The following is a 13,177-nucleotide window of genomic DNA, read 5'->3' on the forward strand; positions in this document are numbered from 1 at the left end:
CTTAGGCTGCGCCGAGAATCAGGCCGCTGGTGGGTACGCCGGTGCCGGCGGTGACTAGTACGTTTTGCACATCCGCCACCTGGTTGACTGCCGTCCCACGCACCTGGCGGACCGCTTCGGCGATCCCGTTCATGCCGTGGATGTAGGCCTCACCCAGTTGCCCGCCGTGGGTGTTGATGGGTAGCTTGCCGCCACGGGCGTGATGCCCGGCGCGGATGAATTCCTTGGCTTCACCCCGTTTGACGAAGCCGAACTCCTCCAGCTGTGGCAGCACGAACGGAGTGAAATGGTCGTAGATTACCGCCGTCTGGAAAGACTCCGGGCCGAGGCCTGACTGGCGATACAACTCGCGGGCCACCACGCCCATTTCCGGCAGCCCGGTGATGTCGTCGCGGTAGAACGAGGTCATGCTCTGCTGGCCGTGGCTGATGCCTTGGGAGCCAGCCTTGATGGTCACCGGTTTCTGCCGAAGGTCACGGGCGCGCTCGGCGGAGGTAATCACCATCGCCACGGCGCCGTCGGACTCCTGGCAGCAATCGAGCAAGTGCAGCGGCTCGCAGATCCAGCGCGAGGCCTGGTGTTCTTCCAGGGTGATCGGCTTGCCGTGGAAAAACGCCTGGGGATTGGTCGACGCAAAATCCCGCGCGGCCACAGCGATCCGGCCAAAGTCTTCGCTGGTGGCGCCATAGGTGTGCATGTAGCGCTGGGCGAACATCCCGACCCAGGCTGCCGGCGTATGGAAGCCGTGGGGCATGTACCAGCCGTAGTTGACGTTGTCGAATATCGGCGAAGCTGCAAAGCCGTAGTTGCCGGTACCGAAGCGGTACCAGGAACGCTCGTTCATGGCCCGGTACACCACCACCACTTTCGCCACCCCGGTGGCTACCGCCATCGCCGCGTGCATGACCGGCCCACAGGCAGCGCCGCCGCCATGGGGCACCTGAGAGAAGAATTTGACGTCCTTGCACCCCAGCAGACGGGCAATTTCGTACTCCGGGACCTTGTCCACCGAGTAGGAGCTGAAGCCGTCTACCTCCGACGGATCGATGCCGGCATCCTTGAGCGCACTCAAGGTGGCCTCCATGGCCAGGCGCAATTCGGTGCGTCCGGAGTTCTTGGAAAATTCGGTCGCGCCCAGACCAACGATCGCGGCACGCCCGGAAATCGATGAATCAGTCATCTGTGTCTCTCCGGCTGTCAGGGCAGGACCAGCGCGACCGTGCCGGTCACGTGGTTGCCCATGGAATTTTTGCCGCTCAAAGTGATTTCCACCGAGCGGGTGTCCGCATCGACTGCGCTGACGCTGCCACTGAACGTCATGCAGTCGCCGGGATAATTCGGTGCGCCGAGTTTGATTTTCAGTGCGCTGAATTGCGCCAGCGGCCCGGCCCACTGTTCGATGAATCGCTGCACCAGGCCATTGGTGGTGAGGATGTTCATGAACACGTGGGGCGAACCCAGGGCTCGGGCCGCCTCCGCGTCGTGGTGACCGGGAAAGTAGTCACGGGTGGCAATCGCACCACCGTTGATCAGGGTCACCGTGATCGGCACCGCAAGCTGCGGCAGTACTTCGCCGGGGCGCACGTCTTCAAAGCGCTTGGTGTTCTTCGAGGTCATATTTCCATCCCAGCTTGTCGTTATCGTTGAGCCAGTCGCCCAGGCGTTCCAGGTTTGCCGCCGAGCCACCCAAGGCAAGGGACAAGCCGCGACTCCAGTAGAGAAAACGGTGGATCGGGTACGTCAGATCGACGCCGATGCCGCCATGTACGTGCTGCGCGGTGTGACCAATGCGGTGCCCCGCTTCACAGGCCAGCCAGGCAGTGGCCAGCGCTTCACTGGGCGCCGGCATATCGGCATCGATGCGATAGACCAGTTGCCACAAGGTCGTACGCAAGGCTTCGACGGCGATATGGGTATCGGCCATGCTCATCTGCACCGCCTGGAAGCTGCCGATTACCCGTTCGAACTGCCGACGCTCGCTGACGTAGGCCACGGTGCGGCGGATCTGCTCTTCGCTGACACCCAGCTGCAAGGACGCCAATGCCGCTGTGCAGCGAAGTTCAAGCCAGGCGACAGCTTCAGCCGGTAACAGCGAGGTGGCGCTCACGGTCAAACCCTGGATGTGTAAGTCGGCCACCGCTTCGCCGTGGGTCAGCACCGCCGACACCCGTCGTATCTCGGGCGCCGAAAGGTCGAGCAGCAGCAAGCGCGGCTGGTTTTCGGCTTCTACCAACACCAGCGCCGCCTGGGACTGATCACCCAACGCCAAGGCTGCAACCCGGCCGTCGATCAACCAGCCGTCGGCGCAAGCACGGGCTCGTAGTTCGATGCCGAGCGCACTGCTCAAACCATCGACAGACAGACTCAGCAGCACCTCGCCGGATGCCGCCCTGGCAACCCACGCTCCATTGTCGACGGCGTCAAACCGGGCCAGGGTCGCAGCGGCCAGTTGATGACGCCACAAGGGCACCTGGGCCAGGGCCTTACCCTGGGCTTGCAGCACCAGCATCAACTCAGTCATGCCCAGGCCGCTGCCACCGTGCTCTTCGGGGATTGCCAAGGCATGCAGGCCGGTCTCGACACACAACGTCCACAACGGCGCCATCATCGCTTCGCCGCTGGTGTCCCACTGGCGCATGTAGTCATCATGGCAATGGTCGACAAACAGGCCATCGGCCATTTGCGCAATGGCGCGCTGGTCTTCGCTCAATTCGAAATCCATGGTGGCTCCTATGCCTCTACCGGCCGGAATAACGGCAGGGTCTGTTGGTCATCGAAGGACTGGAACTCGACCTGCAAACGCTGGCCGATCTGCAGTTGCTCGCGCTCGATGCCGACCAGCCCGGCGATCAGGCGCACACCCTCCTCCAGTTCGATCAGGCCAATCGGGTTGGGGTAATCGAACGGCGGCACTTCGGGGTAGTGCATCACCACGAATGAATACAAAGTGGCGCGACCACTGGCCTGCAGGGTGTCCCAGTCGAAGCTGTGGCACTGGATGCAAACGGGGGCCGGTGGATGCCGCAGGGTCTGGCAGGCCGTGCAGCGCTGGATCAACAACTGCCCCTTCTCGCAGCCTTCCCAGAAGAACCGCGTGTCGTCGCTGATTCCCGGCAACGGGCGCTTGGCCTTGACCGGTGCCGCTTCCACCTTGGCTGGAGCCTGGGCGTTCGCCGCACGGAACTTGAATACGCGAAACAGCAACTCGCCCACCGGCTCGTCGCCGCCGGCTTTTTCCACGAAGTGGCTCATTATCAGAGTGACGAAGAAGCCGGTGCCCAGGGCGGTGGTTTTCTCATCGCCAACTGAATCCAGGCGCGTGGTGTAGTAGAGTTTTTCCCCCAGGCGCAGCGGGCGGGTGAAGCTCAGCTCGGAGTTCACCGCCACTGTGGAGGCATAGCCGTAGGCTTCCATTTCCTTGAGCACCTCGTAAGGGTTCTCAGTGGTGGAGCCGGGCGGATAGTTATTGGCGTGCAGGCCTTCCATGGTCCAAACCTGCAACATCGCAGGCGGCGCGATCAGGCCCTCATGTTCGGTACCCAAGGCAAAGCCCGGGTCGGTGTACAGCGGGTTGTCCACGCCCATGACTTCGCACCACTGGCGAATCATCGGGGCATTGACCTCGTCCCAGGCATACACCCGGCCGTACTGGCGCCCTAGCAGGGCGCGCACATTGGATAGCAGTTGTGGATCAGCCAAAGTCGTCTCCTTCACATTGAAGGCGGCTACCGAACCCGGTTGCCGCATTAGGTCGATCAGGTGGGCAGAACTTGCGCAGCACCGAGAAACGCCGGGCGTTCACCACCGCCATGCAGCAACAGGTTGCAACCACTGGCATAGCTGGCCAGCGGTGATGCGATGTAGAGGCATGCGTTGGCAATGTCCTCGGCCACCGCCATGCGTGCAGCCGGGATGCCGGCAGAGACGGCAGCGATACCGGCCTGCGTGCCGTAGTGCAGATGCGCCTGCTCGGTCAGCACCAGCCCCGGGCTGACTGTAACCACCCGCACCTTGGGGCCCCACTCCACCGCCAACGATTGCACCAACGCCAGCACGCCGGCCTTCGCCGCGCCATAAGCGGCCGTACCTGGCGAGGAACGCAGCGCACTGATGCTGCCGATAAAAATGATGCAACCACCCTGCACCTGTGCCTGCATCAGGCGATTGGCGTGCTGGGCGACATTGAGTGGCGCGATGAGATTCAGCCCGATAATGCTTTCATGAAATCTGGGCGAGGCCGTGGCGGCGTCGGCGGCAGGACTGCCTCCGGCGTTGTTGACCACCACATCGAGGCGTCCGAAATCTCGCTCGATGGTGGCGAATAGTCGTTGCAGGGAATCCTGGTCACGTACATCGGCGGCAATGAAGGTCGCATGCTTGCCTCCCGCTGTCGGCACCTGCTCAGGTTCGCGCCGGGCACAGACAATCACCCGTGCGTTCGCGGCCAGAAATCCAAGCGCGATACCAGCGCCGATGCCCTTGGTGCCACCGGTGATCAGCACCACCTTGCCGCTGTAATCAAGACCCGAATGCAGCTCCATCATGTGCTCCTTTTCTACTGACAAGAGCCACTCTAGGGACGAACCGCAGGCCAAACTACGTCTGAACGGACGATGAAAATTCAGCGCCGTGAACAGGACACTGGCGCCATTGATACCCTCTCTGGTCTTCGAGAATGCCCATGTCCGACTCATCTGCTGCACCGGTTCTGCTCGAACGCCCGCTGCCCGGCGTCGCCCTGCTGCGGCTCAACCGCCCCCAGGCGACCAACGCCTTGAGCCTGGAATTGCAGGCGCTGCTGTCGCGCTATTTCAGCCAGCTGGCAATTGATCCCGAGGTGCGGTGCATCGTCCTTACGGGCGGTGACAAGGTGTTTGCTGCCGGTGGCGACATCACCAGCATGGCCGGGGTCGGCCCCATCGATATCTACAAGCGCCACACCGAGCGGGTCTGGGGGCCGATCCAGCACTGTCCGAAACCAGTGATTGCGGCCGTCTGCGGCTACGCCTACGGCGGTGGTTGCGAACTGGCGATGCACGCCGACCTGATCGTTGCCGGACGCAGCGCGCGCTTCTGCCAACCGGAAATTCGTATTGGCATCATGCCCGGCATCGGTGGCACCCAACGGCTGGTGCGGGCGGTAGGCAAGGTCAAGGCGATGCGCATGGCACTCACCGGGCAACCGATCAGTGCCGAGGAAGCCTGGGTAGCCGGGCTGGTCAGCGACCTGGTGGACGATGACCAGGTCCAGGCCCACGCACTGGAACTGGCACGCGTCATCGCGGCGATGCCGGCGTTGGCCGCCGAGCAGATCAAGGAGGTGATCCTGGCGGGCATGGACGCCCCGCTGGAAGCCGGCCTGGCGCTGGAGCGCAAGGCCAATGCGCTGCTGTTTGCGTCACGGGATCAGAAGGAAGGCATGCAGGCATTTATCGACAAGCGTCCGGCCCGGTTCGAGGGGTACTAGACGCTCGTCTGTCGGCCTCATTTCTATAGCTCTTGCGATCCCCCGTAGGAGCTGCCGAAGGCTGCGATCTTTTGATCTTCCATTCAGCCTGATCAATCCGATCCAGCGCCTGGTTCTCTGTCAGCTCGCAGATCAAAAGATCAAAAGATCAAAAGATCGCAGCCTGCGGCAGCTCCTACGGAGTGAACATCAGAAGTGGGTTTCAGGAGGCGCTAGATACTCATCACCATCTGCCCACTATCAACGCGCAACTCTACCCCATTGATCGCCCGGGCTTCGTCGCTTGCCAGGAACAACACGCTGGCTGCCACGTCTTCCGGGCGGCACATGCGGTTCATCGGGTCGCTGTCGATGGTGAGGCGGTTGGGGTCGACGCCTTCCGGGAAGCCGCCGCGGGTCATATCGGTGAGTACCCCATCGGGGTGCAGGGTGTTGCAACGGATGCGGTACTTGCGCCGTCGGCACATCACCGCCACCGAGCGCGACAGCGCCGCCACCGCCCCCTTCGAAGCGCTGTAGGCCAGGTAATCGTCGCGCCCGGCCAGGGCCGCGATGGACGACAGGTTGATGATCGAGCCACCGCTGTCCTTCATCAACGCGATGCCTTCGCGACAGCCCAGGAACACGCTGTCGGCGTTCACGCGCATGACTTTGTGCCAGTCAGCCAGACTGGTTTCTTCGATCGATCCGGCGATCAGGATACCGGCGTTGTTGACCAGGATATCCAGGCGTCCGTAGCGCTTGCGCACATGTTCGATGACCTGGCGCCACTGGTCTTCGTTGCTGACGTCGTGGCGGATAAAGGCGGCCGTCGGCCCGATTTCCGCTGCCAAAGCCTGGCCGGCCTCGACGTCCAGGTCGCTGATCAGTACCTGGGCACCTTCGGCTGCCAGCAGGCACGCGCTGGCGGCGCCGATGCCCTTGGCGCCGCCGGTGACCAGCGCCACCTTGCCGTGAACCCGTCCATTCTTGCTCGTTTGCTCGAGGGGCATCATGGGGTCTCCTGTGCGTGGGTGTTTTGCGGTTGCTGGTTGTATGCGCGGACGACGGCGGCGCCGGCTCGACGGCCGGAGAACACGCAGTCCGCCAGGGACAGGCCACTGATGTACAGGTGCGACGGTATGCCCAGGGCGCTGCGTCCGGCGGCGTACAAGCCGCTGATCGCCTGGCCTTGCTCGTCCAGCACCGCGCCGCTGCGCTCATCCACGCGCAATCCACCCAGGGTCAGGGCGCCCAGGGGAAATACCGGATTGGTCACGGAGATATCGCAGGCATAGAACGGCCCTTGTTCAAGCACCTGGCGCCCACCCTCGGACTTGCCGAACGGCTCCGGCGCCTCGCCACGGGCGGCGGCGTTGGCGGCCAGCACAGAGTCGCGCAGCACGTTGGGGTCCATGGACGTCGCACTGGCCAGCTCAGTCAGGCTCTTGCCCTTGCGCACCTTGAACAGCATCAGGGCCAGGGCCGGAAAACTCTGGAACCACCAGTAGCCGCCGAACAGCGCTTCGCGGATGGCTTTCTTGCGCAACGGCGCATCCAGCACCAGCCACGCCTTGCCCCCCTGCTCTTCCATCAAGGGCTGGCCGAGGGTGGCGCCGTAGACTTCTTCGTTGCAGAAGCGCAGCCCCTCGCGGTTGACCACGATGCCTTTGTGCCAACTGTACGGCGGGTTGATGAAGCGCCACGCCGATACTCGCTCAAGCCCAGCCCCCTGACCACCGACACTGGCACCCAGCCGCAAGCCGCTGCCATCGCAGCCGGTGGCGCCGACCTTGAAATTGCGCCGGAATTTCGGCGCGTGCTGTTCGAGCAATTGGCGGTTGAAGATGAAGCCACCAGTGCTCAGGATCACCCCGCGGAGCGCTCGCACCCGGCGAGGCTTGGCGAAATCCCGTTCCAGTTGGCAGACCTTCTTGCGCAGTTTGTTGCAATAGCCAGGGACGAAGTTCTGCAGACGTTCGGCGCGGGCGGACAGTCGGGCATGCAAGTGGGCTTGCTTGCTGCCTTTGGGCATGCACCAAAACTCGGCACCCAGTACCTGCCCCTGGGCATCGGTGACCAGTCGTCGCGCCGCCGCCTGCAACAGCGTTCTCGCTCCGGCCTTCAGGCACGCTGCTTTCAGGTGGGAAAAAAGTACCGCCCCGCCCTGCCCCTTGCCCACGGTGCGATGCCCTCGTGGCGCAGGCGGCAAGGGGCCACCGTGGTCAGGCACCAATTCGTTACCCGAGTAATAGAGGAAGTAGCCGTCGGGCGGATAAGAAGTCTTTCCCCCGCCCGGTGGCATCTGGTGGGCGTAGGGCGCGCCGTGGCTTTCCAGCCACTGGAGGTTGCTCACGCTGTCGGCGCAGAAGCGCCGCAGCGTGTCATCGCTGACTACGGAGCGGGTTTCGTGCTTGAGGTAGTCGAACATGGCTTGGGGACTGTCGTTGAAGCCCGCCGCCTGTTGATGGCGCGTGCCGCCCCCGGCATAGACCACCCCGCCGCTTTTGGCGCTGGCACCGCCGCCGGTGAAGCGGTCGGCGATCAGCACGTCGGCACCCTCGGCCCGAGCTTCAAGCGCCGCGCAGGCACCGGCAGCACCCCAGCCGACGACCAGTACATCGCATTGTTCGTCCCAGGTTACGCTGTTGCCATCGGCCACCTGCAAGGATGGCATTACGTCGGTGCTGGGGACGTTATCCGTCATTGACATCACGCCTCCTGCAGCTGACGGGCCAAGTGGTTGGCGGCGACATAACCAAAGGTCATCGCCGGCCCGAGGGTGCCACCGGCTCCCGGGTAGCTGGTGCCCATCACCGAGGCAGAGCAATTGCCAATGGCGTACAAGCCGGCGATGGTCGATCCGTCATCGCGTACCACCTGGGCATGTTCGTTGGTCAACAGACCGCCCTTGGTGCCGATGTCACCGGCGTCCAGGCGCATGGCGTAGTAAGGCCCTTTGCGCAGCGGCGCCAGGCAAGGGTTGGGCTTGATGTTGCAGTCGCCGTAATAGCGGTCGAAGACATTGCCGCCACGGGCAAAGTCGATGTCCACACCGCTTTCTGCGTAGCCGTTGACCTTGGCCACGGTGGCTTCAAGGCCAGCACCGTCGACGCCGATCTGCCGGGCCAGGCCGCTCAGGGTGTCGGCTTTCCAGTACAGGTTGTTGAGCCACTCTTTGCGCAGGCGGCTATCGGGCATGACCTGACCAGGCATCAATGGCCCCATGGCGTAGTTGAAACGGAAGTGCGCGTCGAAGATCACCCAGGCCGGCACCGATCTCCCGTCGGTACTCTGGTTGTCCCGATGCATGGCGTCGACGAACTCCAGATACGGTGCCGCTTCATTGACAAAGCGCTGCCCCAGACCGTTGACCACGATAGCGCCGGGGAACGCACGCTCGGCGAAGATCCCCCGGGGCTTGTCCTCTCCCGGCACGGCAATGGTCGGCGCCCACCAGGCCCAATCCATCAACGCGGTGGCGGCGCCTTGCGCCATGCCGGCTTCGAGGGCGGCCCCAGTGTTGTTGCCAGGCGGTGTCGCGCTCCAGGCCTTACGGGTGGGCTTGGGCAAGTACTGGTCGCGCAGCGCCTGGTTCTGTTCAAAGCCACCCGAGGCAAGGATCACCCCCAGGCGGGCCTGCAATTGCAGCTCGGCACCGTCACGCATCACCGTGACACCGCTGACCCGGCCGCTTTCGGTGACCAGGCCACAGAAATCGGTGTTAAGCCAAAGCGGTACGTTGCGGTCCATCAGCGAGCGGCGCAGGGAGGCCACCAGCGAACTTCCCAGGGATGCACGGCGGTCCATCTTGCTTTTGCGTCGCCATTTGAAGTCCAGCTTGTAGCGCAACATCAGCTTCATGATCAGCAAGCGCCAGCCGAAACTGCGGGCCATGGCTTTGTGTGCATCGCGCGCAGTCCAGGCGATGCGCCCCATCAGCAGGGTTGAAGGCGACGGTTTGCGCAGGTTCGCGAGTTCCTCGCCCAACAGGCTGGTATCGAAAAACTCCGGGTCCAGTGTTCGTCCACCGGCCAATGCCCCGGGCAGGTGTGGATAGTAATCAGGGTATTTCGCCGCCACCGCGTAGCGCACCCGGCTTATACGGGTGAGCTGTTCGATCATCTTCGGCGCGTTGTCCAGGTATGCGCGCAAGCGAGTTTCGTCGACATGCTCGCCCGCCGCCGCTTGCAGATAGGTCAGGGCCGTTGCGTAGCTGTCATTGCCGTTCATGCGAGCGAAATAGTGGTTGTTCGGAATCCAGATACCGCCGCCGGAGATCGCCGACGTGCCGCCGTACTGGTCGCTTTTCTCCACTACCAGCACCCGCATACCCTGGTCGGCGAGAAACACCGCCGAAGTCATCGCACCTGCGCCCGAACCGACGACGATCACGTCATAGTGGGTCTGAGACTGAACTTGAGCCGTCATTGTTGTTATGCCATTAGCTGAGGTCAGAAAGAAACCGCCGACCACGCAGGGTGCGCTGGCGGAGTGCAGCCCATGATCAGGGCTGCGGGGGGATTGGCTCATCGTCAAATTGGACTAGGGGTTGCCTGTGGAGGCGAGTCAGCTCGCGTTAGCGGTGGATCAGTCAACAGGATGTTGAACTTCAGCGCCCATCGCCAGCAGACTGGCTCCCACAAAGGTGCGGAACTGCAAGGGCGTGGAACTAAAAGGTGGCACGCCTGGCGACCCACGGATGGGCTTGTTCCAGCTGGTTGGACAGGCGCAGCAGCACGTCTTCGCCACCCAGGCGCGCAGTGAACATCATGCCCACCGGCAGGCCGTCGTCACTCTGGCCAAGCGGCAGAGAGATCGCCGGCTGGCCGCTTACGTTGGCGAGTACCGTGAAGCCGGCGCTGCCCATAGCGTTGTGGGCGTAACTGTCCCAGGGCTGGTCCAGGGACAACAGCCCCAGCTTCGGCGTCAGGCTACCGGTGACCGGCGACAGGATCACGTCGTAGCGTTCGAAATGGTGTTCCATGGTCGCGCCGATGCTCTCGAACGATTGCCGGGCGCGGTACAGATCCTCACCACTGGTATCCTTGGAACGTTCCAGATTCACCAGGGTGATTTGCTCCAGGTCCTGCGCCGTGGCAGCGCGTCCGAGCACCTGCTCACGGTCGTGGATCAAGGTTCGCACGGCCGTCCCGATCACCATGCCATGGGCGCCGAACAACTGGCGGGGATCGACCCTCAGCTCCAGCTCGTCGATCTCATGCCCCAGCGCCAGCAGTTGCTTGATGGTCTGTTCCAGAGTCGCGGCAATCGCCGGTTCAAGCGGCGCGCCGGTCAACGATTGGCGCACGACAGCCACGCGCAACTTGCCCGGTTCGCGTTGCAACTCTTCTACGTAGGGTCGGACCAAGGGCGGGCACCAATACGCACTGCCGGCCTCATGGCCCTGGCCGACATCAAGGAACAGTGCGGTATCGCGCACCGTGCGTGAGACGACGTTGGCCACACTGGCGCCAAACCAGCTCTCGAAATGCAGCGGTCCGCTGGGGGTTCGATACCGGCTGGGCTTGAGTCCGACCAGGCCGCAGTACGAAGCAGGAATGCGGATCGAACCGCCGCCATCGGTGGCATGGGCCACGGGCACGATCCCCGCCGCCACCGCTGACGCCGCGCCTCCGGAAGAACCGCCGGCGCTCATGGCCAGGTTCCAGGGGTTACGCGTCTGGCCCCAGGCCAGGGATTCGGTGGTGGTGGTCAAGCCGAACTCAGGGCATGTGGTCTTGCCGAATGGCACCGCACCGGCCTGCTCATAACGGGAGATCAGGACACTGGTGCGGCTGGCCGGTGGTGAGTCCTTGAACATCCGGCAACCGTTGCTGGTAATGGTGCCCTGCAAGGAAGTGTTGAGGTCCTTGAGCAGCAGCGGCACTCCGGCCAGGGCGCCCCGATTTTCAGTGCCCGCCGCGCGACGCTGGGCCAGCAAGGTGCGAGCGTAACCTTCATGCAGCATGTTCACTGCATTGACCTTGGGGTTGGCTTCGTTGTAGCGAGCCAGGGCCGCCGCCATCAGGTCCTCGGCACTCAGTTCGCCGCTGCGGATCGCCTGGCTCATCGCCCAGGCGTCCAGGCCCTGGTAGTCGCTGGCCGAAATCCCCGCCGCGCGGACGTTTGCATAGCGCCCCAGAAGCCCGACGCCAACAGCCACGGCACCGGCCTTGAGTACGCTGCGACGGGGCCAGCCGGCTTCAGAGGTTGTCGAAGGATTGAGCGGTGAGTGTTCGTGATTAGCCATGATAGTGATGACGCCCTGATTGATCATTATTAGTCGGATGTAACACCGGCCAGCATGGCCGCCAGGTAGTGCTCACCGTAGGGCGGCAACAGGCCCCACTCGCGGCGCGGGTCGTGGGCCGAAGCCTTGAACACCGTGCGCATGTGACTGAATTCAAGAAATCCTTCGCGACCATGGTAATGGCCCATGCCCGACGCGCCGACACCGCCAAATGGCGCATCGTGCAGGGCGGCGTGCATCATCACGTCGTTGAGGGTGACCCCGCCGGACAGGGTGTGTTCCAGCACGTGGCGCTGCTCCTGCGCATCTTCGCCGAAGTAGTAAAGCGCCAGCGGACGTGGCCCTGCATTGATTTGCGCGATGACCTGATCGAGGTCGTCATACCCCAGCACGACCATGGCCGGACCAAAGATTTCCTCTTGCATGATCGAGCTCTCCGGGGCCGGATCAACCACCACCCGCAGCGGGCGACGGCGGTCCTGGGTGTCCACGGCCAGGGGTTCGGGCAGGCATTCGACGCGCGCACCGCGTGCCTGCGCGTCCTCGACCAGGCTCTCGACCCGCTGCAGATGTCGCTGATTGACCACTGCTACCACATCCGGGTTGCCCGCTACGGTTGGGTTGAGATCGCGATAGGCGCTGCGCAAGGCTTCAAGGAAGGATTCGAGGCGGGCCTTGGGTACGTGCACCAGGTCCGGGTTGATGCAGATTTGTCCACCATTACTGGCCTTAGCCGCGGCGATGCTGAAAGCGGCCTTGTTCAAGTCGGCGCTGGCAGAGACGATTACCGGCGACTTGCCACCCAGTTCCAGGGTTACCGGCACCAGGTTTTTCGCAGCACTGCCCATTACCTGCCGGCCAATCGCCGTGCTGCCGGTGAACACCAGGTGGTCGAAGGGCTGGCTGCTGAAGGCCTCGCCCAGCTCCGGCCCGCCGTTGACCACTGCAACGACCAACGGATCGAGGTGTTCAGCGCACAGATCCGCCAACAGTCGAGCGGTGCGTGGCACCACCTCCGAGGGCTTAAGGATGGCCCGATTGCCGGCCGCCAGAGCCGATGCCAACGGGCTGAGCAAGGTATACAGCGGAGCATTCCACGTACCGAGGATGCCTACCGTGCCCTTGGGTTGGTACATGACCCAGGCGGTGGCGCCAAGCTGGTCATAAGGGCTGAACATCTGACGGGGTTCGTCCGGCATCCAGTCCTGCAGATGATCGCGGGCATGTTTAAGCGAGGCCAGTGCGCCCAGCACATCATTCATCAATGAGAAACCGGCAGGCCTCCCGCCGAAATCCTGGTCAATGGCCTGAGTCAATGCGGCGTGGTTATGGACCAGCAGGTCGATGACCTGCTGCAGGCGCTGGCGTCGGGTTTCGCCGCTGACTCTCCCGGCACTGGCGAAAGCACTCTTCTGTCGCGCCAGCAGGCTGGAAAGGTCTTCGACGCAAGACGTGGCTGAACTCATTGTTATCCCCTT

General features: G+C 63.3%; 11 protein-coding genes. 1 reads left to right on the top strand and 10 read right to left on the bottom strand.

From position 1 onward, the window contains the following. Window position 1: 1 nt before the first annotated feature. Genes UB23_RS06765 through UB23_RS06785 form a run of 5 tightly spaced genes read right to left on the bottom strand, consistent with a single transcriptional unit; the run spans window position 2 to window position 4,541 of the window. On the bottom strand, window positions 2-1,180 hold the full coding sequence (locus UB23_RS06765; protein WP_045058549.1) for a lipid-transfer protein: 1,179 nt from the start codon (window positions 1,178-1,180) through the stop codon (window positions 2-4). Between the two features lie 17 nt (window positions 1,181-1,197). Then, entirely contained in the window at window positions 1,198-1,617 is a 420-nt protein-coding gene (locus tag UB23_RS06770; protein WP_045058550.1) for a MaoC family dehydratase, read from the bottom strand. Next, the gene (locus tag UB23_RS06775) at window positions 1,589-2,722 is read right to left on the bottom strand and encodes an acyl-CoA dehydrogenase family protein (RefSeq protein ID WP_045058551.1); all 1,134 of its coding nucleotides are present in this window, start codon (window positions 2,720-2,722) and stop codon (window positions 1,589-1,591) included. The genes UB23_RS06770 and UB23_RS06775 overlap by 29 nt, the downstream gene beginning before the upstream one ends. Window positions 2,723-2,730: 8 nt before the next feature. Next, a complete protein-coding gene (locus UB23_RS06780; RefSeq protein ID WP_082069148.1) occupies window positions 2,731-3,699 on the bottom strand; it encodes a bifunctional MaoC family dehydratase N-terminal/OB-fold nucleic acid binding domain-containing protein in 969 nt (322 codons plus the stop codon). A gap of 56 nt (window positions 3,700-3,755) precedes the next feature. Continuing rightward, entirely contained in the window at window positions 3,756-4,541 is a 786-nt protein-coding gene (locus UB23_RS06785; RefSeq protein WP_045058553.1) for an SDR family oxidoreductase, read from the bottom strand. A gap of 140 nt (window positions 4,542-4,681) precedes the next feature. Between UB23_RS06785 and UB23_RS06790 the strand changes: the two genes are divergently transcribed. Beyond that, on the top strand, window positions 4,682-5,467 hold the full coding sequence (locus UB23_RS06790; protein ID WP_045058554.1) for an enoyl-CoA hydratase: 786 nt from the start codon (window positions 4,682-4,684) through the stop codon (window positions 5,465-5,467). A 212-nt stretch (window positions 5,468-5,679) separates the two neighbouring features. On the opposite strand, the gene UB23_RS06795 is transcribed toward UB23_RS06790, so the two are convergent. From UB23_RS06795 to UB23_RS06815, 5 genes are all read right to left on the bottom strand, one after another. After that, window positions 5,680-6,462: an SDR family oxidoreductase gene (locus UB23_RS06795; RefSeq protein ID WP_045058555.1), complete on the bottom strand. Its 783-nt coding sequence runs from the start codon at window positions 6,460-6,462 to the stop codon at window positions 5,680-5,682. Next, window positions 6,459-8,159 (bottom strand): FAD-binding protein, encoded by a 1,701-nt coding sequence (locus tag UB23_RS06800; RefSeq protein ID WP_045058556.1) that lies wholly within the window; start codon window positions 8,157-8,159, stop codon window positions 6,459-6,461. Before UB23_RS06800 ends, UB23_RS06795 begins: the two co-directional genes overlap by 4 nt. Continuing rightward, window positions 8,159-9,877, bottom strand: a complete 1,719-nt coding sequence (locus tag UB23_RS06805; protein WP_045058557.1) for an FAD-binding protein — start codon at window positions 9,875-9,877, stop codon at window positions 8,159-8,161. Before UB23_RS06805 ends, UB23_RS06800 begins: the two co-directional genes overlap by 1 nt. Before the next feature lie 241 nt (window positions 9,878-10,118). Continuing rightward, complete coding sequence (locus tag UB23_RS06810; RefSeq protein ID WP_045058669.1) at window positions 10,119-11,699, bottom strand: amidase; 1,581 nt, start codon at window positions 11,697-11,699, stop codon at window positions 10,119-10,121. A gap of 29 nt (window positions 11,700-11,728) precedes the next feature. After that, complete coding sequence (locus UB23_RS06815) at window positions 11,729-13,165, bottom strand: coniferyl aldehyde dehydrogenase (RefSeq protein WP_045058558.1); 1,437 nt, start codon at window positions 13,163-13,165, stop codon at window positions 11,729-11,731. Window positions 13,166-13,177 lie beyond the last annotated feature (12 nt).

The sequence above is a fragment of the Pseudomonas sp. ES3-33 genome, assembly GCF_000952175.1.
GTDB lineage: Bacteria > Pseudomonadota > Gammaproteobacteria > Pseudomonadales > Pseudomonadaceae > Aquipseudomonas > Aquipseudomonas gregormendelii.